This window comes from Hyphomonas sp., assembly GCF_046313735.1.
GTDB lineage: Bacteria > Pseudomonadota > Alphaproteobacteria > Caulobacterales > Hyphomonadaceae > Hyphomonas.
On sequence record NZ_JBKBXW010000020.1, the window covers coordinates 1 to 22,846 of the forward strand.

23 protein-coding genes, 1 tRNA gene and 1 riboswitch are annotated in these 22,846 nt (G+C 65.7%); of the genes, 18 read left to right on the top strand and 6 right to left on the bottom strand.

Translation table 11 applies throughout. The features are described from left to right. Window positions 1–116 precede the first annotated feature (116 nt). Window positions 117–317 carry a hypothetical protein gene (locus ACK4SV_RS10795; RefSeq protein ID WP_409917837.1) on the bottom strand — a complete coding sequence of 67 codons (201 nt, stop codon included), beginning with the start codon at window positions 315–317 and terminating at the stop codon, window positions 117–119. A gap of 61 nt (window positions 318–378) precedes the next feature. On the opposite strand from ACK4SV_RS10795, the gene ACK4SV_RS10800 reads away from it, so the two are divergent. The 6 genes from ACK4SV_RS10800 to gcvPB all read left to right on the top strand — a co-directional run bounded on the left by ACK4SV_RS10800 (window position 379) and on the right by gcvPB (window position 6,232). After that, complete coding sequence (locus tag ACK4SV_RS10800; RefSeq protein ID WP_409917838.1) at window positions 379–924, top strand: RNA polymerase sigma factor; 546 nt, start codon at window positions 379–381, stop codon at window positions 922–924. Further along, entirely contained in the window at window positions 921–1,286 is a 366-nt protein-coding gene (locus ACK4SV_RS10805; RefSeq protein WP_409917839.1) for a DUF6768 family protein, read from the top strand. The genes ACK4SV_RS10800 and ACK4SV_RS10805 overlap by 4 nt, the downstream gene beginning before the upstream one ends. A 236-nt stretch (window positions 1,287–1,522) precedes the next feature. Further along, window positions 1,523–1,614, top strand: a riboswitch (glycine riboswitch). 186 nt (window positions 1,615–1,800) lie between these two features. Beyond that, window positions 1,801–2,955 (top strand): glycine cleavage system aminomethyltransferase GcvT, encoded by a 1,155-nt coding sequence (gcvT, locus tag ACK4SV_RS10810; protein WP_409917840.1) that lies wholly within the window; start codon window positions 1,801–1,803, stop codon window positions 2,953–2,955. Between the two features lie 29 nt (window positions 2,956–2,984). Continuing rightward, window positions 2,985–3,356, top strand: coding sequence for a glycine cleavage system protein GcvH (gene gcvH / locus ACK4SV_RS10815; protein WP_409917841.1), 372 nt, complete (start codon window positions 2,985–2,987; stop codon window positions 3,354–3,356). A 3-nt stretch (window positions 3,357–3,359) separates the two neighbouring features. Continuing rightward, window positions 3,360–4,703 (top strand): aminomethyl-transferring glycine dehydrogenase subunit GcvPA, encoded by a 1,344-nt coding sequence (gene gcvPA / locus ACK4SV_RS10820; protein ID WP_409917842.1) that lies wholly within the window; start codon window positions 3,360–3,362, stop codon window positions 4,701–4,703. Then, the gene (gene gcvPB, locus ACK4SV_RS10825; protein WP_409917843.1) at window positions 4,703–6,232 is read left to right on the top strand and encodes an aminomethyl-transferring glycine dehydrogenase subunit GcvPB; all 1,530 of its coding nucleotides are present in this window, start codon (window positions 4,703–4,705) and stop codon (window positions 6,230–6,232) included. Before gcvPA ends, gcvPB begins: the two co-directional genes overlap by 1 nt. Before the next feature lie 22 nt (window positions 6,233–6,254). On the opposite strand, the gene ACK4SV_RS10830 is transcribed toward gcvPB, so the two are convergent. Next, window positions 6,255–7,652 (bottom strand): acyltransferase family protein, encoded by a 1,398-nt coding sequence (locus ACK4SV_RS10830; protein ID WP_409917844.1) that lies wholly within the window; start codon window positions 7,650–7,652, stop codon window positions 6,255–6,257. A gap of 164 nt (window positions 7,653–7,816) precedes the next feature. Here ACK4SV_RS10830 and ACK4SV_RS10835 point away from each other — a divergent pair, with 164 nt between their 5' ends. The 5 genes from ACK4SV_RS10835 to ACK4SV_RS10855 all read left to right on the top strand — a co-directional run bounded on the left by ACK4SV_RS10835 (window position 7,817) and on the right by ACK4SV_RS10855 (window position 12,249). After that, window positions 7,817–8,134 carry a hypothetical protein gene (locus ACK4SV_RS10835; protein WP_409917845.1) on the top strand — a complete coding sequence of 106 codons (318 nt, stop codon included), beginning with the start codon at window positions 7,817–7,819 and terminating at the stop codon, window positions 8,132–8,134. 110 nt (window positions 8,135–8,244) lie between these two features. After that, window positions 8,245–9,645: an amidohydrolase gene (locus ACK4SV_RS10840; protein WP_409917846.1), complete on the top strand. Its 1,401-nt coding sequence runs from the start codon at window positions 8,245–8,247 to the stop codon at window positions 9,643–9,645. Then, complete coding sequence (locus ACK4SV_RS10845) at window positions 9,642–10,898, top strand: amidohydrolase family protein (protein WP_409917847.1); 1,257 nt, start codon at window positions 9,642–9,644, stop codon at window positions 10,896–10,898. The genes ACK4SV_RS10840 and ACK4SV_RS10845 overlap by 4 nt, the downstream gene beginning before the upstream one ends. Window positions 10,899–11,080: 182 nt before the next feature. Next, window positions 11,081–11,821 carry a hypothetical protein gene (locus ACK4SV_RS10850; RefSeq protein ID WP_409917848.1) on the top strand — a complete coding sequence of 247 codons (741 nt, stop codon included), beginning with the start codon at window positions 11,081–11,083 and terminating at the stop codon, window positions 11,819–11,821. Between the two features lie 11 nt (window positions 11,822–11,832). Further along, window positions 11,833–12,249 (top strand): DUF1489 family protein, encoded by a 417-nt coding sequence (locus ACK4SV_RS10855; RefSeq protein WP_409917849.1) that lies wholly within the window; start codon window positions 11,833–11,835, stop codon window positions 12,247–12,249. Window positions 12,250–12,282: 33 nt separating this feature from the next. Here the strand turns inward: ACK4SV_RS10855 and ACK4SV_RS10860 are convergent, their stop codons facing one another. Next, window positions 12,283–12,663 carry a hypothetical protein gene (locus tag ACK4SV_RS10860; protein ID WP_409917850.1) on the bottom strand — a complete coding sequence of 127 codons (381 nt, stop codon included), beginning with the start codon at window positions 12,661–12,663 and terminating at the stop codon, window positions 12,283–12,285. A gap of 186 nt (window positions 12,664–12,849) precedes the next feature. On the opposite strand from ACK4SV_RS10860, the gene ACK4SV_RS10865 reads away from it, so the two are divergent. Both ACK4SV_RS10865 and ACK4SV_RS10870 read left to right on the top strand, forming a co-directional pair. After that, window positions 12,850–13,083 (top strand): hypothetical protein, encoded by a 234-nt coding sequence (locus tag ACK4SV_RS10865; protein ID WP_409917851.1) that lies wholly within the window; start codon window positions 12,850–12,852, stop codon window positions 13,081–13,083. A 268-nt stretch (window positions 13,084–13,351) separates the two neighbouring features. Next, window positions 13,352–14,176, top strand: coding sequence for a sulfite exporter TauE/SafE family protein (locus tag ACK4SV_RS10870; RefSeq protein WP_409917852.1), 825 nt, complete (start codon window positions 13,352–13,354; stop codon window positions 14,174–14,176). On the opposite strand, the gene ACK4SV_RS10875 is transcribed toward ACK4SV_RS10870, so the two are convergent. Beyond that, window positions 14,173–15,627, bottom strand: a complete 1,455-nt coding sequence (locus ACK4SV_RS10875; RefSeq protein ID WP_409917853.1) for a TrkH family potassium uptake protein — start codon at window positions 15,625–15,627, stop codon at window positions 14,173–14,175. The two genes, ACK4SV_RS10870 and ACK4SV_RS10875, sit on opposite strands and share 4 nt — an antisense overlap. A 146-nt stretch (window positions 15,628–15,773) precedes the next feature. Here ACK4SV_RS10875 and ACK4SV_RS10880 point away from each other — a divergent pair, with 146 nt between their 5' ends. The 5 genes from ACK4SV_RS10880 (at window position 15,774) to ACK4SV_RS10900 (ending at window position 18,862) form a co-directional block, all read left to right on the top strand. Continuing rightward, a complete protein-coding gene (locus ACK4SV_RS10880; protein WP_409917854.1) occupies window positions 15,774–16,835 on the top strand; it encodes a Glu/Leu/Phe/Val dehydrogenase dimerization domain-containing protein in 1,062 nt (353 codons plus the stop codon). 95 nt (window positions 16,836–16,930) lie between these two features. Further along, complete coding sequence (locus ACK4SV_RS10885; protein ID WP_409917855.1) at window positions 16,931–17,761, top strand: universal stress protein; 831 nt, start codon at window positions 16,931–16,933, stop codon at window positions 17,759–17,761. Between the two features lie 31 nt (window positions 17,762–17,792). After that, window positions 17,793–18,158 (top strand): hypothetical protein, encoded by a 366-nt coding sequence (locus tag ACK4SV_RS10890; protein WP_409917856.1) that lies wholly within the window; start codon window positions 17,793–17,795, stop codon window positions 18,156–18,158. 141 nt (window positions 18,159–18,299) lie between these two features. Continuing rightward, a tRNA-Pro gene (locus ACK4SV_RS10895) sits at window positions 18,300–18,376 on the top strand. A 246-nt stretch (window positions 18,377–18,622) separates the two neighbouring features. After that, window positions 18,623–18,862 (top strand): GIY-YIG nuclease family protein, encoded by a 240-nt coding sequence (locus ACK4SV_RS10900; RefSeq protein ID WP_409917857.1) that lies wholly within the window; start codon window positions 18,623–18,625, stop codon window positions 18,860–18,862. 70 nt (window positions 18,863–18,932) lie between these two features. Here the strand turns inward: ACK4SV_RS10900 and alaS are convergent, their stop codons facing one another. Together alaS and recA are read right to left on the bottom strand one after the other, a co-directional pair. Continuing rightward, window positions 18,933–21,578 carry an alanine--tRNA ligase gene (alaS, locus tag ACK4SV_RS10905; protein ID WP_409917858.1) on the bottom strand — a complete coding sequence of 882 codons (2,646 nt, stop codon included), beginning with the start codon at window positions 21,576–21,578 and terminating at the stop codon, window positions 18,933–18,935. A gap of 173 nt (window positions 21,579–21,751) precedes the next feature. After that, window positions 21,752–22,846 (bottom strand): recombinase RecA, encoded by a 1,095-nt coding sequence (gene recA, locus ACK4SV_RS10910; RefSeq protein WP_409917859.1) that lies wholly within the window; start codon window positions 22,844–22,846, stop codon window positions 21,752–21,754.

Consider the following 22,846-nt stretch of genomic DNA (forward strand, 5'->3'; position numbering starts at 1 on the left):
AGCCCATCGGTCACATCCCGCCCGCAGAGGCAGAGAATGATTTCTATGCAGCACAGTCGCAGACCGCTATGGCTGCGTAACCCCAACCAAACGGCCTCCGAGGTTACCGGGGAGGTTCAGATGCCCACATTCTCCAGACCCAGGGCGCCCTTGATGCAGACGTCGCCGCTGGAGACGTGTTCGTAGTGCAGGGCGACGTTCCAGCGCTCTGACAGGCGCACGCCGCCGCCGATGCCCCAGGATTCCCCAGTGGAAATCCACGCGGCAGCAGATTGCGGCCTGCGGCCCTGCCGGGTGTGTCCGGGGCGGACTTGCACACGCCCATTGAACCTTTGGCCGCGCCTGCGCGACTATCCCCCTGTAACACAAGGCGCGGCGATGGCCCTCAGCGAGACTGACCGGATTTATGACGAACTGCTGGTGACGCTGGTGCGCGGGGGCGACCGGGCGGCGGCAGAGCGGCTGGCGGCGCGCTGGCAGCCCCGGCTGATGCGCACCGCGCGGCGGATGCTGGGCGAGGAGGATGAGGCGCGCGAGGCGGTGCAGGAGGCGTGGGGCGGGATCTGCCGGGGCTGGGTGCGCCTGTCGGACCCGGCGATGTTCCCGGCCTGGGCCTATGGAATCCTGAGCCGCAAATGCGCCGACCGGATCCGCCGGGTGAGCGCCGCGCGGGCGCGGTTCGTGGCGGCAGAGGCAGCGCCCGAGCCCGCCGCGCCGGACGCCGCGCCGGTGCGCCATGCCATTCTTGCGGCGCTGGGGGCGCTCAGCCCGGACCACCGCATAGCCGCCATACTCTATTTCAGCGAGGGGCTGACCCTTGCCGAAACTGCCGCCGCCATGGGCGTTCCCGTGGGCACGGCCAAGTCGCGCATCTTCCATGCGCGCCAGCAGCTGAAAACGCTTCTTGAAGGAGAGCAGACATGACGAATTTCGAGACACGGCTGAAGGACGGCCTGACGGCGGAGGACGAGGCGTTCCTGAAGAACCTCGAGGAAGGGGAAAGCCTGTTCGGCCAGCTGGGGGCGACGTTTTCCGGGCCGATGAAAGTCTGGACCGGGTTCGCCTTCCTGCTGGGCTTTGTGTTCTTTGTGGGGGTCGTCTGGTCGATGGTGCAGATCACCCGGGCGGAGACGGTGCAGGCGGTGGGCCTGTGGCTCGGGGCGCTCGTGTTCTTCATGGTGGCGACGGGGATGATCAAGGTCTGGTTCTGGCTGCGGATGCATCACCTGGCGCTGCTGCGGGAGCTGAAGCGGATCGAGTTGCGGATTGCGCGCGGCGGGGGCTGAGAGGGGCTCACCATCGAACAGTTCGCCCACCGCGCCGTCATCCCGGTTTCGCCGGAGGCGAAGACCGGGACCTCGATTTTTTGCTGACGCTGGGTCCCGGACAAGCGCTGGCGCGCTTTCCGGGATGACGGTGGGACGAGGCTGCCCACTTTCAGGGCGGCTTGTGGAGATCGCGGCGTGCGCGCCCTGCGCGCCCTTGCCGCGGGGCAGAATCCGGGCTAGCTCAGCCCTCAATTCATCCCCTACCGGGAGAGAGCGGCTCGACGAGGCCGCCGCCGAAGGCGCAACCGCCCCGGAAACGCTCAGGCAAAAGGGCCGGTAGAGGATCAACACGCTGGAAAGAGGCTGGAACACGCCTCGCCGAAGGAGCAAGCCGCCTGGCTCTTCCTTCGACTTCGCTCAGGATGAGCCGGGGTCGGGGAAGCGGGAGCGGCGGAATCTCTCAGGCGCCCGGACAGCGGGGGCGACGGACCGGCAGCCTCTGGCTGCGCCGTCTCTCTATGGAAGGGCGCCCATGGCCGAGGCCGCAACCGAGACACTGAAGCGCACGCCGCTGTATGACATCCATGTGCGCCAAGGCGCGCGCATCGTGCCGTTTGCGGGCTATGAAATGCCGGTGCAGTTTGACGGCGTGATGCCCGAGCATCTGTGGACACGGGCCGAGGCGGGGCTGTTCGATGTCTCGCATATGGGCCCCTGTTTCCTGACGCTGGAGCGCGGAATTGGCGGGGGCGATGAGGCCCATGCCGAGATCGCCGCGCTGATCGAGACGCTGGTGCCGTCCGACATTGCCGGCCTGAAGCCGGGACAGGCGCGTCTGACCGTGCTGCTGAATGAAGCCGGCGGCATCCTGGACGATTTGATCATCACCCGGCCGCTGGGCGAGGAGGCGCAGGGCGCGCTCTATATTGTCGTCAACGGCGCGATGAAGGCGCAGGACTGGGCGATTTTCGAGGCGGCGCTGGCTGGCAAGGCCGTGCTGACGCGGGCTGATGACCGCATCCTGTTTGCGCTGCAGGGGCCGAAGGCGGCCGCCGTGATGGCGGACTTTTTCCCCGGATGCGAGGAGCTGACCTTCATGCACCATATGCCGTTCGAGGTGAACGGGGCGCGCTGTATCGTGTCGCGCTGCGGATATACCGGCGAGGACGGGTTTGAGGTGCTGATCCCGGCGGAGGCAGGCCTGCCGCTGATTGAAGAGATGTATACGGATGAACGGGTGAAGCCCATCGGCCTTGGCGCGCGCGATTCGCTGCGGCTGGAGGCGGGGCTGTGCCTTTACGGACATGACCTTTCGCCGGAGATTTCGCCGGTGGAGGCGGACCTTACCTGGGTGATCCAGAAGCGGCGGCGCGAGGCGGGCGATTTTCCGGGGTCGGAGCGTATCCTGCGCGAGATGAAGGATGGCCCGGCCCGCAAGCGCGTGGGCATCCTGCCGCTGGAGCGCGCGCCGGCGCGCGAAGGCACGGAAATCCAGCTGAACGGCGAGACCATTGGCCTTGTCACCTCCGGCGGTTTCGGGCCGAGCGTCAATGCGCCCGTCTCGATGGGCTATGTGGCCGCCGCCCATGCCGCGCCGGGCACGAAGATTGACCTGATCGTGCGCGGCAAGGCACGGCCCGCCGAAATCGCGCCCCTGCCCTTTGTTCCGAACCGCTACAAACGCTGACCACTGACATCACCCGGGAGACCCTCCGTATGAAGACCTATTACACAGACCAGCATGAATGGATCAGCCTGGAGGGCGACACCGCCACCGTGGGCATCACGGCTCATGCGGCCAAGCAGCTTGGCGAAGTTGTCTATCTTGAGCTTCCCGAGGACGGGGCGAAGGTCGCGCAGGGCGACAGTTTCGCGATTGTCGAAAGCTCGAAGACGGCATCGGATGTGTACGCCCCGGCGAGCGGGACTGTGCTGGAAGTCAATGCCCCGCTGGTGACCGAGATGGAGCGGATCAATGCCGATCCGGAGAAGGATGCCTGGCTCGTCCGTATGAAGATCGACAATCCGGCAGAGCTGGAAAAGCTGATGGACAAGGCGGCCTATGACGCCTTCTGCGAGGGGCACTGAGCCATGCGTTACCTGCCGCTGACGCCGGACGACCGGGCGGAGATGCTGAAAGTCATCGGCGCGAAATCCGTCGATGATTTCTACACGGATGTTCCAAAGGAAGCCCGGCTGAAGGGCAAGATTGCCGGCCTGCCCGACCATCAGGGCGAACTGGCGGTGGAGCGCCATTTGACGAATCTGGCGGCGAAGAACCGCTCGGCCTCGTCCGGGCCGTTCTTTGTGGGCGCGGGCGCCTACAAGCATCATGTTCCGGCCACGGTCGACATGATCATTCAGCGCTCGGAGTTCCTGACGACCTACACGCCCTACCAGCCGGAAATCGCGCAGGGCACGCTGCAGACGCTGTTCGAATTCCAGACGCAGGTGGCGGCGATGACGGCGATGGAGATCGCCAACGCCTCGATGTATGACGGCTCGACCGCCTGCGCCGAGGGCGCGGTAATGGCCGCGCGCGTGACCAAGCGGAAGAAGATCATCCTCTCCGGCGGCCTGCATCCGCATTATGCGGCGGCGACCCGCCTGCTGTGCGAAGCGCAGGGGCTGAGCGTCGTGCAGCTACCTGTGGCAATTGATGGCGAGGCCGAGCTTGCAAAGGCCGTGGACGCAGAGACTGCCTGCGTCGTCGGGCAGAGCCCGAACGTGTTCGGCACGGTGACGGATCTTTCCGGCGTAGCCAGCGCGGCACATGAGAAAGGCGCCATGCTCGCCTCGGTGTTCACCGAAGCCGTCAGCCTGGGGATGATCCTGCCGCCGGGCGAGATGGGCGCGGACATTGCGGCCGGAGAAGGCCAGTCCATCGGCAACGGGCTGAATTTCGGCGGGCCCTATGTGGGCCTTTTCGCGGCGCGCGAGAAGCATGTGCGCCAGATGCCCGGGCGCCTTTGCGGCGAGACTGTGGACGCGGACGGCAGGCGCGGCTTCGTGCTGACGCTGTCGACCCGCGAGCAGCATATCCGCCGCGACAAGGCGACCTCGAACATCTGTACGAATTCCGGCCTCTGCGCGCTGGCGTTCACGGCGCATATGACGCTGCTGGGCGGGCGCGGGCTGAAGCAGCTGGCGGAGCTGAACCATGAGGCGGCGATCGAGCTTGCTGATGCCCTGTCGTCGGTGAAGGGCGTCGAGGTTCTGACCCCGCGCTTCTTCAACGAGTTTGCGATCCGTACACCGATGGATGCCGAAGCGGTACTGGCGATGCTGGACGAGCGCGGCGTGGTCGGCGGGGTGCGCGCCTCGCGGCTGTTCCCGGGGGAGCATCTGGGCGACATTATTCTTGTGGCGGCGACTGAATGTACGACGGCGGATGATATTGTCGCCTATGCCGACGCGCTGAAGGAGATTGTGTGATGACCACGACCATCGAAACCATTTCAGGCTCGCGCGGGCTGCTTCAGCATGAGGGGCTGTTGTTCGAAATCGGCACGCCGGCGACGACCGGTGTGGACCTGCCGAAACCCAAGGGGCTGAAGAACCGGCTGGGCGGCACCGCGCGCAAGACCGATACCGGCCTCGCCGGCCTGTCGGAGCCGCAGGCGGTGCGCCATTACATGCGCCTGTCGCAGCGCAATTACGCCATTGACCTCGGCCTGTTCCCGCTCGGCTCGTGCACGATGAAGCACAATCCACGCCTCAACGAGAAGCTGGCCCGCCTGCCCGGCTTTGCCGACATCCATCCGCTGCAGCCGCAGGCCACCGTGCAGGGCGCGCTGGAGCTGATTGATGAGCTGGCGACCTGGCTGAAAGTGCTGACGGGGATGCCGGCGGTGGCGATGAGCCCGAAGGCCGGCGCGCATGGTGAGTTCTGCGGCATGATGGCAATCCGCCAGGCGCTGATCGCGCGCGGCGAGGGCGAGACGCGCAAGCGCGTTCTGGTGCCCCAGTCCGCCCACGGAACGAATCCGGCAACGGCGGTGCAGTGCGGCTTCATCGTCGATGAGATCAAGGCCAACAAGCGCGGCCGTGTCGACATGGAAGACTTCCGCCGCAAGCTGGAGCGCACCGACGACATCGCCGGCATCATGCTGACCAATCCGAACACTTGTGGGCTGTTTGAGACGGACATCCGCGAGATTGCGGAGCTGATCCATTCCGCAGGCGGATATTTCTATTGCGACGGGGCGAACTTCAACGCCATCGTCGGGCGCGTGCGTCCGGGCGATCTCGGCATTGATGCGATGCATATCAACCTGCACAAGACCTTCTCTACCCCTCATGGCGGCGGCGGGCCGGGCTCTGGCCCGACCGTCCTCTCCGAAGCGCTGGCGCCCTATGCGCCGGTGCCGTGGATCACGAAGGATGAGGATGGCATCTTCCGGCTGGTCGAGCAGGTGGAGGGCGAGGCGTCGGAGAGCTTCGGCCGGATGGTCGCCTTCCATGGCCAGATGGGCATGTTCGTCCGTGCCCTGTCATATATCCTGAGCCATGGGGCCGACGGGCTGAAACAGGCAGCCGAAGACGCCGTGCTGAACGCCAACTATATCCAGTCGCGCCTGAAGCATATCATGAGCCCGGCCTTTGAGGGCTATTGCATGCATGAGGCGCTGTTTTCCGACGCGTTCACCGCCGATGGCATCGAGACGCTCGACATCGCCAAGGCGCTGATCGATGAGGGGTATCATCCGATGACGATGTATTTCCCGCTGGTCGTTCACGGCGCCATGCTGATCGAGCCGACGGAAACCGAGTCGAAGGCCGAGCTAGAACGGTTCTGCGAGGCGCTGGAAGGCGTGGCACGGCGGGCGGCGCAGGGCGACCCGTCGCTGAAGGGCGCGCCTTACCTGGCCCCGATGCGGCGGCTGGACGAAACGCGCGCGGCGAGGAAGCCTGTGCTGAAATGGACCGCGCCGGAGCCGGCCCGGCCCATCGCGGCGGAGTGATGCATGAGACGCCGGGCTGCCGTTACCAGACGGTGGCCCGGATCTCTGCCGGGCGCACGCGGGCGCCGTCGCGGGTGAAGACCCGGCGGCGCATATCGCCTGCGCGGCGGATCAGCGGAAGCTCCAGGAAGCGGAAGGCGAGCCAGGCGGCGATCACGGCGGCGACCAGGCAGACCGTCATGAAGGTGATGTTGCCCAGCCGGCCATCGGCGGCCACGTTGAACACGGCCCCCGCCCCGCCCGGCAGGTCCTCCAGCCGGATGAAGACGCGCTGCATCCCCTGCAGCACGAAGATGTGGGCGAGATAGAGCGCGTAGGACCAGTCCCCCAGCGCGACGGCCGCGGATTTCGCGGCCCGGCCAGGCGCTGTCAGCAGGCCGGGCAGCCCGCCGCCCAGACGGCCGGAGAGGTAACCCACCGCCGAGAGGAAGAAGCAGATGGCGCCGCCGCTGCCGACCGCCAGAAGGCTCGCCTGAAGCCGCACGGCATCTGGCGCCGAGACCGGCAGGGCGAAGGAGTGGAAGATCGCCGCCCCTGCCACCGCGCCAATGACGGGCGCAGCCAGCGCACCGAGCCGGTTTTCGGCGTCGAGGCTGGCAAAGCCGTAAACGAGCAGCGCGCAGGGCAGGCCGAACCAGAGCACGCGGCCCCAGACGAGGGTGTAGGCCGTCGGCTCGCCATGGAAGCAGGCGGCAAACAACAGCCAGAACGCGGCTACCGCCGTTATCAGTCCCGGCCGCCAGCGGCGCCCGGAGGTGACGAGCCAGGCGGCCCCGGCGCCGAGGATGAATTCCAGCGACATCGGATGGGTTGCCAGCTGCAGCAGCGTGCCGCCGACCGGGCCGGAGAGGCCCATCAGGGCCCCGGCGATGACGAGGCCCGCCCATAGCGCCACCAGCCAGGGCCGGAACATTCGCGGCGCCAGCAGGATCAGCGCGAACACGATATAGAAGTGCATCTCATGGACCAGCGTCCAACCCACGGCGAGGACGGGGTATTCAGGCTGCGGCACGAGCAGGAAGGATTTCAGCAGGTATTCGAGCGGCGGGATGCCCCGGCCAATCGCGGTCTGCCCCGTCTCGCTGACACCGGTCAGCCCGTAGGTCAGCAGCATGTAAACGCTCATCAAGCCGGCGAAGGCCCACCAGAGTGGATAGATCCGCGCGGCGCGGGCAAACAGGAATTCAGCCGATGTGCGGGGGCTGGCCGGCGACGCCCCGGCGACGAACACCATGATGAAGCCGGAGATGACAAAGAAGAGATCCACGCCGAGATAGCCATTGGCGAAGATGCCGCCCATCATCGGCAGCTCAGCCCCGCCGGCGCGCTGGATCATCTGCGTTTCGGAGGCACGGATGTGATAGAAGACAACCAGCATCGCCGCGAGACCGCGCAGCATCTGTATCGAGTGAAGTTTCATTTCCCGCCCGACGCTACACAGAAACCGGCATAATTCTTGATGGGTGTAGCAATGAGGTAACGCTCTTGCCAGAGTTTCGACACATCTACCGGTTTACTCTGGCACGGAACAAATTCACTCCCATATCCGTTGCCATGCCAGACGATGAACGATCAGAGCCCAAGATGACCGACCCGGTTTATGCCCCCCCGAAGCCCATTCACGTCCTGCGCAACGGGGTGAACGTGGCCGTGCGCCAGGTTCTGGCAGTGTCCGGGCTCGGCCTGATCGTCCTGTCCATCCCGATCGGGATTGCAACGCCCATCCTGCCGATCGGCCTGCCGATGGCGATTGTCGGCGTGGTGCTGCTGGGCCGTAATGCGGTCTGGGGCCGGCGCTGGATGGAAAGCGTGCTGCACCGCCATCCGCGGGTGGAACGTTTTGCGCCGAACTGGCTGATGCGCACGGTGTTTGGCCGCGACAAGCGCAGCTCCCGCGATTGATCCGCCTGCCAATCTGGCATCCGGGGCGAAACCTGCCCTGAGGCCCTTGCGCCTGCGATCAAATCTTGCCCTGTTAGCCGCAATGACCGGCAGATGGCGGGGCGAGACCTATGAACTGCAAATTATGGACGGCCGCAGCAGCCGCGCTGATGCTCGCGGCGTGCGGGGGATCTGACAGCGGCAGCAAGAGCGGCGATGTTCCGCGCGTGTTCGATCCTTTCCCGTCGACCTATACGGCCTATCTGTCTGAGACGACGCTGCTGACGAATGCGACGGTGATCGACGGGGCCGGGAACCTCCTGGAAAATGCCGGGGTGCTGATCGAGAACGGCGTGATCCGGGCGGTGGGCACCGGCATCACTGCGCCGGAAGGCGCGCGGGTGATTGATGCGCGCGGCAAATGGATCACGCCCGGCATCATCGACAATCACAGCCATCTGGGGGCCTACCCCTCGCCCGGCGTGCAGGCGCATGGCGACGGCAACGAGATTTCCGGGCCGGTGACGGCGGAAGTCTGGGTGGAGCATTCGGTCTGGCCGCAGGATCCGGGCTTTACCCGGGCGCTTGCGGGCGGGGTGACGGCGATGCAGATCCTTCCCGGAAGCGCGAACCTGTTCGGCGGGCGCGGCGTGACGCTGAAGAATGTGCCGGCGCGGACTGTGCAGGCGATGAAATTTCCCGAGGCGCCGCATACGCTGAAAATGGCCTGCGGGGAGAACCCCAAGCGCGTCTATGGCTATGGCCGGGGTGTGACGCCGGGGGGCGCACCTTACACGCGGATGGGCAATGTCGCGGGCTATCGCGAAGCCTGGATCAAGGCCAGCGACTACAAGAAGAAGTGGGACCGGTTCATCGCCGGCACTGGCGACGCGCCCACGCGCGACCTGGAACTGGAGACGCTGGCGGCAGCGCTGTCGGGTGACATCCTGGTGCACATGCACTGCTACCGCGCGGACGAAATGGCCATCATCCTCGACCTGTCGGAGGAGTTTGGCTACCGCGTCGCCGCCTTCCACCATGCGGTGGAGGCCTACAAGGTGGCCGACATGCTGGCCGAGTATGGCACCTGTTCGTCGATGTGGGCGGACTGGTGGGGCTTCAAGATGGAGGCCTATGACGCCATCCCCGAGAACATCCCGATGGTCCATGCCGCCGGCGCCTGCGCCATTGTGCATTCGGACAGTGACATCGGCATCCAGCGGCTGAACCAGGAAGCGGCGAAGGCCTGGGCCGATGGCCGCCGCATGGGCATCGATGTGCCGATCGAGATCGCGTGGCAGTGGCTGTCGCTGAACCCTGCCCGCTCGCTGGGCATCGCGGACAAGACCGGCACGCTGGAGCCCGGCAAGATGGCCGATGTGGTCGTCTGGTCGGCGAACCCGTTCAGCGTCTACGCGCAGGCCGAGCAGGTCTATATCGACGGCGCGCTGATGTATGACCGCAATGACCCGGCCTACCAGCCGGTGATGGATTTCGAACTCGGCCAGCCCGGCGAAGGAGACCAGAAATGATCCGGACCCTTCTCTCTACTCTCGCTGCGGCCGCAGTTGCGGCGGTTGCGGCAGCCCAGCCGGTGGCGATCATCGGCGAGACGGTGTGGACCGGCACGGCGCAGGGCACGCTGACGAATGGCGTCGTCGTGGTCGACAATGGCCGGATCGTCTCGGTCGGCACCAGCGTGCCGGACGGCATGGAGACGGTGCGGGCCCAGTGGGTCACGCCCGGGCTGATCTCGTCCTTTACGCGCACCGGCCTCACCGAAGTGTCGGGCGAGCGCACGGCGAATGATACCAGCGGGGGCACCTCGCCTTTCACGGCCGCGATCAATGCCGCCGATGGCTTCAATCCGGATACGACCGCGATTGCGGTGACGCGGCTTGGCGGCTTCACGCGCCTGGTGGTGGCGCCGAATGCCGGTCGGTCGATCTTTGCCGGTCAGGGCTTCCTGGCGGATACGAGCGGCCTGCCGGGAAGCGTGCTGCGGCAGAAGGCCTTTGCCTACATCGTGATGGGCGAGCGCGGGGCGACGCTGTCGGGCGGGTCGCGGCCGGGCGCCTGGGCGGCGCTGCGCGGGGCGTTCGACGATGTGCGCTTCTTCGGCGCGCGCTACATGACGCATAATGAAGGCAATGTGCTGACGCGGATGGACGCGCAGGCCTTCATGCCGGCTGTGCGCGGCGAGCAGCTGATCCTGATGGAGGCGCACCGGGCGAGCGATCTGGAAGCCATCATCGCGTTCAAGCGGGAGAACCCCGCGCTCAGGATCGCGATTATCGGCGCCGATGAGGGCTGGCGGGTGGCCGAACAGCTGGCCGATGCGCGCATCCCGGTGATCGTGAATGCCTTCTCGAACCTGCCGTCCACCTTCTCGCAACTGGCCGCCACGATGCGGAACGCCGCGCGCCTGTCAGAGGCCGGCGTGACGGTCGCCATCTTCGCGGCGCGCGATGACGGGCATCTGAGCCGGCTGGCGACGCAGGTGGCGGGCAATGCGGCGGCGAACGGCATGTCGCGGGATGCGGCGCTGCGGGCGCTGACCACGGCGCCGGCGGAGATTTTCGGCATGACGGGGCTGGGCGTTCTGGCGCCGGGCGCGCGGGGCGATGTCGTGGCCTGGGACGGCGACCCGCTGGAAGTGACATCCGCCCCGGTGGCGGTGTTCATCGACGGGGTGAGCCAGCCGATGGTTTCGCGCCAGACGCTGCTGCGCGACCGGTACAGCAGTCTCGACGAAAGCCGCCGCCCGCTCGCCTATCCGCGATAAGCAAACGGGCGGGGCCGGGCTTTGCGCAGTTCGGGGCTGTTCAGCTGCTGTAAATCTTCAGCGCGCCAGACTAGTCTGTTCAGACGGCTGGCAACGCCCTGCATGACCTACCCCGATCCTGCGGCAGGCCGGCTGCAGGGCGGGAGGAGCAGGCGGCACGCCGCTGCGGACGGGTGGTCTTGATGTTTCTGCAGTTGTTCCTTGCGTCGATGACGATGACGACCGGTACCGGCCCGATGCACGCGGCGCTGGAAGCGACCGAGGCGCCGGATACGCTGAGGGCGTCGTTCCGGGTCGAGCTGTCCTCCTCCACCGCGCGGCATGTGTATGCGTTCGATCCGAGGCTGGCGCCGGCGGAGCGGTGGCAGCTTGTTTCAAGGCATGGGCATGACCCGGAACTGGACGCTGTGGCGCGCACCTGGGCCGCAGAAGCTGCGCCGGACGGGCGGCTGTTTCCCGACCAGCTGCGGCTGTGCCTCGGCCAGACGGTGGATGTGAACACCGACGGCGCAGCCTGGCGGGTCGGCTTTCGCCACCATACCAAGCACAGCGATACAGAGTTCGACCGCTGGGCGGCTGAGCGCCTTCAGGCCACCGCCTGGCTGGACCCGGTGGGCGAGCGGTTCCTGCGGATCGATTATGCCCTGCCGCGCCCGGTCAACGGCCCGAATGGCGGGCGGCTGGTGAGCTATAACCAGTCCTACATCCTGCATACCGAGCCGCGCTGGGGGTTTTCCTATGTGCACGGCTTCCGGATCGAGCTGGAGGCGCGCGCGGCGATGCGCCGGATCCAGCGGCGGTATGAGGCGAAAGTGACGGATGTGCAGTTCTTCTTCGCCTCGCCTGAGGCAGAAGCGGCATTCATGGCCCGCGCCAATCCCGGCATGAGCCTGACCGCTGGACTGGCGGCGGCAGGCCGCTAGTCTCTCTTCCCATGACGATTCACCTGGTGAAGCTGTGCGTCGGCGCAGACGATATTGATGATCTTGCCGACTGGCAGGCGCGGCTGATGCGCCAGCTGCCGGCGCCGGTGCACCATACGAGGATGGTGCCGAAGCGGGCGGAGGAGCTGCTCAATGGCGGCTCGATCTATTGGGTGATCAAGCGGGCGATCCGGGTGCGCCAACGAATTACGGACCTGCGCGTCGTGAAGGATGAAGGGGGCAAGGACCTGTGCGAGCTGGTCTTCGATCCTGAGCTTGTGCGCACCTATGCCCAGCCCAAACGCCCCTTCCAGGGCTGGCGCTACCTGAAACCGGAAGAAGCCCCGCGAGACCTCAAATCCGGCGAACTGGCCGTTGACCTGCCGGCTGATCTCGATGCGGCATTGAAAAATGCCGGAGTGTGGTAGGCTTCTCCGATCAGCTGGTACCTGACCGGCTCGCTATTGCATACATTGCAACAAACACGCCCGAAACGCTTCCTCGGCTATCTCAAAACAAGTCTGTTGGGCGCTTGATCCAATTACCGGATCGTTTGTCGGCAGGTTCCGGCAAGCTGCAACGTGACCACGATATTGCAGTTCACATGATGAGATACACTGAACCGCGCCACCGCTTAGATCAGAATCACGATCCCTGGCGATGCTTGCCATTATCAGCGCCTGATAAATCGGCACGTAGTGATTGATGACCGCCTGTTCGTTGTAATTGTTGCCGATGCACAATCCGGGGCTCACGTTCAAGCAACCCAACTGAGCAGCTGCTGTCTGAGTCGAGAGACCAAGTGCAATGGCGGTGGCTGCGCCGATAATTATCTTTTGCATAGCAATTCCTCTTGCCTGTCTCTCATAGGTAGAGATACCCCCCCCGATAAAGCGATAAAGTTACAAAACGTCCATGGGGCGGAAATCGGCGCGCTTGCTTCTTCCGCACGACATTGCGAATGGAAGCTGGCTGACCATAATCCATTCGGAATTATGCACAGCATTGATGAGAGGTCCGTACGCTTTATGCCCCAGTTCGACATGATCCTCCTGACCCCGGCCGAGGCGCAGGGCGCCGAGATCCTGGAGCATACCGCCGGCAGCCCCGTGCGCGAGGGCGGCGGGGACGAGACCCACCGGTGCGGCGCGTGCAAGACCAAGCTGATGATCAATGTCGCGCACCGGGATGTGCACGGCGTGGTGATCCGCTGCGGCAAGTGCGGGCGGCTGAACACCGAGGCGCACCACCATCATCATTAGCGCCGGGCTGCTGACCGGCTCATCCTCCTCATCGCTGTTGAAGGCTCACCCTGAGCGAAGTCGAAGGGCGAGCCGGGGCGCGGGGCGGTTCTGATTGGCCATCCTTCGACTTCGCTCTGGATGAGCGTTGGCATTCTCAGGATGAGTTTTGGCAATCCGGCTGCTTGATACCGATGCTAAGCGCGTAGAGCGAGTGTCCGCGCCGGTAACGCCCGGGTCAAGCTTTGCTCAATCGACAGGTATCGCAAGCAGGTCTAAGGGGCGGGCGATGATGGATTTCCTGACCGACTATGCCGGGCTGCTGGCCGCGCTGGCGGTTGCCGGCCTGTTCGCTGGCCTTGCTGCCGGGCTGTTCGGCATTGGCGGGGGCGTGGTGATCGTGCCGACGCTCTTCTTCCTGCTCTCCACCATGGGGTATGAGGAGACGGCGATGCATGTCGCGGTGGCAACCTCGCTGGCGACGATCATCCTCACCTCGATCCGCAGCGTGATGGCGCATCACAAGCGCGGGGCGGTGGACTGGGACATCATCCGTGGCTGGTCGCCCTGGATCGTGCTGGGGGCGATCCTCGGCATGCTGGCGGCGGGCTATTTCTCGAAACAGGTGATGCTCGCCATCTTTGGTTCGATCCTCCTCTTGTTCGCGGCGCAGTTCTATTTCGGGCGGCCGGGATGGACGCTGGCGTCCGAGATGCCGAAAGGCCCCGTCCGCGCCGGGATCGGGACGTTCAATGGCGCGCTCTCTGCCATCATGGGCATTGGCGGGGGCACGCTGGGCGTGACGCTGATGACGCTGTGCGGCGTGGTGATGCACCGCGCGGTGGCGACCGCCGCTGGCTGGGGCGTCGCCATCGGCCTGCCGGGGGCGATTGCCGCGATCATCGTGGGCTGGGGGCGGGAGGGCTTGCCGCCCTTCTCGGCTGGGTTCGTGAACCTGCCGGCCTTTGCGCTGATCTCTGTGTTCACCGTGCTGATGGCCCCGGTGGGTGCCGCCCTCGCCCACAAGCTGAACGCGGACCGGCTGCGGCGGCTGTTCGGCATCCTGCTCGCGGTGGTCTCGGCCCGGATGCTCTTGCAGGCTGCCGGGCTCTAGCCGCGCCAGAAGCGCGCGGTCAGCACCACGAAGACCGACACGAATTCGAGCCGCCCCAGAAGCATTGCCGCCGAGCAGACCCATTTGGCGAAATCCGTCAGCGGCGCGAAATTGCCGGACGGGCCGACGACTTCCCCGAGGCCGGGGCCGACATTCGACACCATCGTGGCGGAGGCTGAAATGGCGCTCAGCGTGTCGAGCCCGGTCAGGGACAGGAGCGCGGCGGCGACCATGAAGGTGACGATGTAGAGGAACATGAACACCATGACCGATTGCAGCGTTTCCTCGTCCACCGGCTTGCCAGCATAGCGCACCGGGGCGCGCCGGTGGGGCTGGACCATGCGCTGCGACCAGGCGAGGACGGCCTTGGCGGTGATCTCGATGCGGAACATTTTCATCCCGCAGGCGGCTGAGCCCGCGCAGCCGCCCATGAAGGTGACGATCAGGAAGATGGCCACGACCGGCTGGCCCCATGTGTCGTACGGCGCAGAGGCATAGCCTGTGCCGGTCATGACCGAGATGATGTTGAAGCCGGCCTCGGTGGCGGCATGGACGAGGCCGGTGAAGACCTGCGGCGCCTCGGACATTTCGTGCCAGATAACAATGAAGGCCGTGAAGAACAGGAGCAGCCCGGCATAGAGCCTCGGCTGGGGATCCCGGAACATCGGCACGATGCGCCCCTGCAGGACGAGCATGGAGAGCAGCGCAAAGGGCAGGCCGGCGACGGTCATGAACACCATGGCCACCGGCATCGCGAAGTTCAGGTTCTCGTGCCCGAAGGACGCATCGTAATTGGCGAAACCGCCAGCTGAAACCGTCGTCATCGCGTGAACGATGGCATCAAACCAGGTCATGCCCGCGAGGCTGTAGAAGAAGGCGCAGGCAGCGGAGATGATCAGGTAGGTGAGGCCCATATAGGCGGCGATATCGGTGATGCGCGGCAGGAACTTGCCGGTGATGTCGGAGCTTTCGGCCTGGAAGAGCTGCATCCCCCCGACGCGCAGCTGCGGCAGGATGGCGACCGCCGTCACGACGATGCCGATGCCGCCGATCCATTGCAGGATACCGCGCCACAGCAGGAACCCGCGCGGGCGGTCGTCCAGCCCGGACATGACGGTGGCGCCAGTGGTGGTCAGGCCGGAGACGGCTTCAAAGATCGAGTCGGTCAGCGAGATGCCGGAGAGGAGGAACGGAACGGCAGCCACTGCCGGCAGCAGCACCCAGACCGCCACGGTGAGCAGGAAGGTCTCGCGCTGGCCGATCCGCTGGTCGCCCTCGCGCGCCAGCAGCCACATCAGCCCGCCCACCAGCAGTGATCCGAAGGCCGAGAGCGCGAAGATGTGCGCTTCCGGCTTTCCGTCGGCGAGATCGATCAGCGCGCACGGGATCATCGCCCCGGCGAGGAGGACCGTCATGATGCCCAGGGCCAGGATTACGGGGCGCAGCTGCATTGCGAGGGCACGCTACGCCCAAATTGCTGAAAAGGTGTCAAGATGGGACAGGGCGCCCGGCCAGCCGCGCCCAGGCGGTTGACCTTGCGGCGGCGCAGGGTCTACAGCGCGGAACTGGTTTCACCTGCAACGAAATTTTCCCGCCCATGTTCGATCACCCCTCCTTCGACGGCCATGAAGGCGTCCATGCTATTCACGATCCGGAAAGCGGACTGAGGGCGATGATCGCCGTCCATTCGACCGCACGGGGCCCTGCGGCCGGCGGGTGCCGGATGTGGCCCTATACTGATGCCGGCGCGATGCTGACCGATGCGCTGCGCCTGTCGCAGGGCATGAGCTACAAGAACGCGATGGCAGATATTCCCCTCGGCGGCGGCAAGGCGGTGATCTGGGGCGACCCGCGCAAGGACAAGAGCGAAGCGCTGTTCCGCGCCTTTGGCCGCGCGGTGGAACAGCTCGGCGGGCAGTATGTGACCGCTGAAGACGTCGGCATCAGCGTGGCGGACATGGCCATCGTGCGGCTGGAAACGCGGCATGTGGCCGGGCTGGAAGACGGCGCTGCGGCCAGCGGCGACCCTTCGCCGGTGACGGCTGAGGGCGTCTATCGCGGCATCCGCGAGGTGGCCAGACGCCTGTTCGGGACCGATGACCTGTCGGGGCGCACGGTGGCGGTGCAGGGCGTTGGCTCGGTCGGCGGGTATGTGTGCGAGCATTTGGCGAAGGCTGGCGCGCACCTCGTGATCACGGATATTGACGCTGACGCGCTGCAGGCGGTTTCGGCGCGCACCGGCGCGCGGATCGTGGCGCCGGACGAGATCTATGATGTGGACGCCGACATCTTTTCGCCGAACGCGCTGGGCGCGGTCATCAACGAGCAGACACTCGCGCGGCTGAAGGTGCGCGGCGTGGCGGGCGGGGCGAACAACCAGCTGGTCGTGCCGGAAATGGGCGAGCTGATGCGCCGCAAGGGCATCCTCTATGCGCCCGATTACGTCATCAATGGCGGCGGCATCATCAATGTCGCCGCCGAGATTTCCGGGCATTATTCGCGCGACTGGGTGGCCGGCAAGCTGGACACGCTGATCGCGACGCTGGGCAGCGTGCTCGACGAGGCGCTCTCCACCGGCCAGCCGGCAAATGCCGTGGCCGACCGCATCGCCCGCCGGCGTATCGCCGAGGCGCGGCCTGCGAAGGAACAGGTCAGGTAGTATTACCTAGTCCGCAACTCCCCCCGTCCTGTTAGGTTTATGGTATAGCCCTTCCAAGGGAGGGACTGAGCCAGACTGACACGGAGGAAACGGACATGACCGTCATCGCAATGCTGCAGGGCACGACAGACACGGATACGGAGACCACCCGGTCCGGCCTCGCGCTCGCCCGGATGCTGAATACATCCCTCACCGGGCTCTGCGCCCTGCCGGACCCTGCAAGCGCGGTGATGGTGGTGACGACGCCGGAATCGACCGGGCTGACCGCCGCCGCCGCGCGCAGCGTAGCGCAGATGCAAACGGAAATGCTGTCGAAAGCGGAGGAGGCATTCCGCGCCGGCGTCGCCGATGCCGCCGGTGTGACGAGCACGTTCGTGCATCAGGTGGCCACCGCCGAGCAGGCCGCCGCCAGCGCTGCGACCCTGGCCGATGCGCTGGTCTTTCCCCGAAGCGCCGCGAAGACCGGCGAGCCGCTCTCACTCGGCTTCGACCATGTGATGATGGATGCCCGCCTGCCCCTGATCCTCACCGGCAGCGCGCCCTACACGCCCGGCCCGGTGATCATTGGCTGGGATGGCTCCAACGGCGCGGCGCGGGCCGTGCGCCTGCATCTGGAACTGATCCAGGCCGCAGGCGAGGCGATCATCGCGCAGAACCGCAAGGATGCTGAACGCGACGGCGCCCGGCCCGGCATTGCGCCCGATACGCTGGAGAGTTGGCTGGCTGCGCGCGGCGTGAAGGCCCGCAGCGCGCCGATCGAGGGCGAGGTGGCCGCCTCGCTGCTGGCGCTGGCCAGCGGGACGGGCGCGACCGCCATCGTCGCCGGCGCCTATGGGCATTCGCGGCTTGGCGAGCGGCTGTTCGGCGGCACAACGCGGCGGCTGTTGAACGCCAGCGAAGCCCCGGCGCTGGCGCTGGCGCGCTGAGACCTTTCATTCTTTCAGGGACTTATGACCGATGACGCTCTATCGCATCACCCTTGAGCTTGCCCGCAATCCCGGCCAGATGGCAGCGCCCGGACAGGGCTACAGCCTGCTGGCGCCGATGACGGCAGACCAGCATCTCGACATCGACGCCTGGAGGGCCAACCCGAAAGCCTGCCGCGTGCTGCGCCGGCATCCGGACCCTGGCGAGCAGGCCGAAGGCTGGCTGACCCATCGCGGGAACCGCTGGTTCTTCCGCTATGACGAGGATGCGGACGGTGTGGAGGAGACGGTGCACCGGCTGGCCGGCCATGTGCTGCGCGAGGGCGAATACCTGACTGTGGATTTCGACGGCGAAACGCCGCTGACCTACAAGATCACCGATATTTCGCCGATCTGACCAGTAACTGAAGGGGCGGGCGGGCGCTGGCGCGCAGTTTGGCAGGCATCAGCGGTGTTTGCCCCTTGAAAAATCCCGGGCCGGGCGTAAACACCCGGGCTTCCGGGGTGGCCAGCGGGCTGCCTCAGAGGCGATGGACGGCGGAGTGTAGCTCAGCCTGGTAGAGCACTAGCTTCGGGAGCTAGGGGCCGGAAGTTCGAATCTTCTCACTCCGACCATCCGCCTCCGCTGAATTTTGATGAAATCAAAATTCAAGCTACGGCGTGATTGGGCAAAGCCCAATCCACGGCGGAGCCAGCGAGGCGGATGCCACGACGAAGCCCCAATGGGGCGAAGGCGGGCCAGCGGCCCTACACCCCATCATCCTTGACAGACCACTCCCGCTCAATCTGATGAAATCAAAATTCAAGCTGCGGCGTGATTGGCCAAAGCCCAATCCACGGCGGAGCCAGCGAGGCTGTCCGATGCACTATGTCTATATGCTGCAGAGCGAACCTGAGCCGGATCGCTACTATGTCGGCTGCACGAGTGATCTGAAGCAACGCTTCGCCGCGCACAACAGCGGCCAATCGGCCCATACGCGCAAGCACATGCCGTGGAAACTCACCGGCTATGTGGCGTTTTCGGACCCGTCAAAAGCCCGGAAGTTTGAGGCCTACCTGAAGACGGGTTCCGGCCGGGCCTTTGCCAAGCGCCACTTCTGACACCCCCCAAAAACGAAAAAGGGCCGGAACCCCCGGCCCTTCCTCACATCTCCAGCGCCCTGAACCGGGCTCAGCCTTTCAGCGCGGCGCGGACGGCGTCCAGCGCCTCGGCGGCCTTGTCCGCATCCGGGCCGCCGGCCTGGGCCATGTCTGGCCGGCCGCCACCGCCCTGGCCGCCGACCGCAGCGGCGGCGACTTTCACCAGCTCCACAGCCGAGAATTTCTCCGCGAGATCCTTCGTGACGCCGACCGCGACGCCAGCCTTGCCGCCTTCGGTGCCGACGAAGACGACGACGCCGGAGCCGATCTGGCCTTTCGCTTCATCCACGAGGGTGCGCAGTTCCTTGCCGCCGACCCCTTCGGCGATGCGCGCGATGAGATTAACCCCGTTGATCACTTCCGGGCCGGCCGGGGCGGCGCCGCCCCCGCCGAGGGCCAGCTTGCGCTTGGCGTCGGCCAGCTCACGCTCGAGGCTGCGGCGCTCGTCCACCAGCGCGCTCACGCGGCGCGGCAGGTCTTTCAGCGGCACTTTGAGGCTCTCGGCGACATCGGCGGCGATATGCGCGCGGCCCTTGAGATAGGCCAGCGCTTCGGCGCCGGTGGCGGCCTCGATCCGGCGGATACCGGCGGAGACGCCGCTTTCCGACAGGATGGCGAAGACCGCGATATCGCCCGACCGCTCGACATGCGTGCCGCCGCAGAGCTCGACCGAATAGGACTGGCCGCCTTCACCCGGCACGCCCATCGAGAGGACGCGGACCTCGTCGCCATACTTCTCGCCGAACAGGGCGAGCGCGCCGGCCTCGATGGCCTTTTCCGGGCTCGTCACCCTGATGCCGGTCTCGATATTGGCCCTGATCTGGGCGTTGACCTCATCCTCGATGGCTTCGAGTTCGGCCGCCGTGACCGGGCCGGAATGGGAGAAGTCAAAGCGCAGCCGGTCTGCCTCGACGAGGGAGCCTTTCTGCGTGACATGGGGCCCGAGCACCTTGCGCAGCGCGGCGTGCATCAGGTGGGTCGCCGAATGGTTGGCCATCACGGCCTTGCGCCGGGCGGCATTGACGATGAGGTCTGCCTTCGCGCCGGGCTTTGCCGCGCCGGAGACCAGCTCGCCGACATGCACATGCAGGTCGCCGGCGCGCTTCTGCACGTCGCGCACGATGAACCGGGCGCCGCCTTCGAACACGATCTCGCCATGGTCGCCTGCCTGGCCGCCGGATTCGGCATAGAAGGGGGTCGCATCGAAGACGAGTTCAGCCGGGCCGGGGGTGAGTTCGCCGGCGAGGACACCGCCGGCCGCGATGGCAACGAGCCGGCCTTCGCCGCGCGTTGCGCCATAGCCGGTGAATTTCGTGGCGCCGTGCGCGCCGCGGACTTCGAACCAGATTTCGCCGGTCGCCTGATCGCCGGAGGAAAACCCGCCCGCGCGGCTTGTCTCGCGCTGGGCGTCCAGCGCGGTCTCGAAGCCGGCGACATCGACCTCGATGCCGCGCGCGCGCAGGATGTCCTGGGTCAGGTCGAGCGGGAAACCGTAAGTGTCCGAGAGGCGGAAGGCGACTTCGCCCGGCAGCGCCGCGCCGGGGGCGAGATCGGCGGCGGCCTTTTCGAGCAGGCTGAGGCCGTTGCCGAGCGTGCGCTGGAAGCGGGCTTCCTCCTGTTCGATCGCGGTCTCGATCGCGAGCTGGGCGCGGGCGAGCTCGGGATAGGCCTTGCCCATCTGAGCGACGAGGGCCGGCACGAGCCGGTGCATCTGCGGCTCGCGCGCGCCGAGCAGGTGGCCATGGCGCATGGCGCGGCGCATGATGCGGCGGAGCACATAGCCGCGCCCCTCATTCGACGGCAGCACGCCGTCAGCCACGAGGAAAGCGGAGGTGCGCAGATGGTCTGCGATGACGCGGAAGGAGGCGGTCTTGTCGCCGGCTGCCTTCTGCCCATAGACTTCTTCCTCGGCCGCGATGATGGCGCGGAAAAGGTCGATATCGTAATTGTTGTGCTGGCCCTGCAGCACGGCGGCGATCCGCTCGAGGCCCATGCCGGTGTCGATGGACGGCTTGGGCAGGTTGGTGCGGCGCCCGCCCTCATGCTGCTCGAACTGCATGAAGACGAGATTCCATATCTCGATGAACCGGTCGCCGTCCTGGTCGGGGCTGCCGGGCGGGCCACCGGCGACCTTGTCGCCATGGTCGAAGAAGATTTCCGAGCAGGGTCCGCACGGGCCGGTATCGCCCATCGACCAGAAATTGTCGCTGGTGGGGATGCGGATGATCTTCGAGTCGGAGAAACCGGCGACCTTCTTCCAGATCAAGGCTGCTTCATCATCCTCGGCATACACCGTGACGAGAAGGCGGCGCGCATCCAGCCCGTATTCCTTCGTCACCAGCTCCCAGGCGAGGCGGATCGCATCATCCTTGAAATAGTCGCCGAAGGAAAAATTCCCCAGCATTTCAAAGAAGGTGTGGTGGCGGGCCGTATAGCCGACATTGTCGAGATCGTTATGCTTGCCCCCGGCCCGGACGCATTTCTGCGAGGTGGTAGCGCGCGGCGCAAACGGCTTTTCTGCACCGGTGAAGATGTTCTTGAACGGCACCATGCCGGCATTGACGAACAGGAGCGTCGGATCGTTCTGCGGCACGAGCGGCGCCGAGGGGCGCCTTGTGTGGCCGTTCTTCTCGAAAAAGCCGAGAAAGGTTTCCCGGATATCATTGACGCCGTTCATGGATGGTTTCTGGCCCCTGCCGGTTACTGGAACTTGCCGCAGCCCGGACGAAGACCGGACGCGACATTACACCGGCGATATAAAGCCCCCTTTGCGCCCCGCCAAGCTCAGGCAAGCCGCAAAGGGGGTACTTCCGGCCCGGAGATCAGGAAGGCCGGAAGAAACTGTCTGCCTTATTCGTCCCCGACCGCCATCGATCCTTCGTCGTCGTCGGAGTCCATTCCGGCTGAGAGAAGCTCCTCCGCCAGGAGGCCGGCATTGCGCCGGACGGCATCCTCGATTTCATCGGCAATCGCCGGATTGCTCTTCAGGAACTGGCGCGCCTTCTCGCGGCCCTGCCCGATCCGCTCGCCATTATAGGAGAACCAGGAGCCGGACTTTTCCACCACATTGGCCTTGACCCCCAGATCGAGCAGCTCGCCCGTCTTGGAAATGCCTTCGCCGAAGAGGATGTCGAACTCGACCTGCCGGAAGGGCGGGGCCACCTTGTTCTTGACGACCTTCACGCGGGTCTGGTTGCCGATCACCTCGTCCCGGTCCTTGATCGAGGAAATCCTGCGGATCTCAAGCCGGACAGAAGAGTAGAATTTCAAGGCGTTACCGCCGGTCGTCGTCTCGGGATTGCCGAACATGACACCGATCTTCATCCGGATCTGGTTGATGAAGATGACCGTGCACTTCGATTTCGAAATCGAGCCGGTGAGCTTGCGCAGCGCCTGGCTCATCAGGCGGGCCTGCAGGCCGGGCAGCTGGTCACCCATCTCGCCTTCAATCTCGGCCCGGGGCGTCAGCGCCGCAACAGAATCGATCACCAGAAGGTCCACTGCGCCGGAGCGCACGAGCGTATCGGCAATCTCGAGCCCCTGCTCGCCGGTATCCGGCTGGGAGATCAGCAGGTCATCGAGGTCCACGCCGAGCTTGGCAGCATAAACCGGATCCAGCGCATGTTCGGCATCGATGAAGGCGCAGACGCCGCCATTCTTCTGGGCCTCTGCCACACAATGCAGCGACAGGGTGGTCTTGCCCGAGCTTTCGGGCCCGAAAATCTCGATGATCCGGCCTTTGGGCAGGCCGCCGATGCCGAGCGCGATATCCAGCCCGAGGGAACCAGTCGACACCGCTTCAATATCAAGGGTCTTCTTGTCGCCCAGCCGCATGACCGAGCCCTTCCCAAAGGACCGCTCGATATTGCTCAGCGCCGTTTCCAGGGCTTTCTGCTTGTCCACGCCGGATTCCTTGTCCACGAGAGTGAGAGCGGGTTTGGCCAT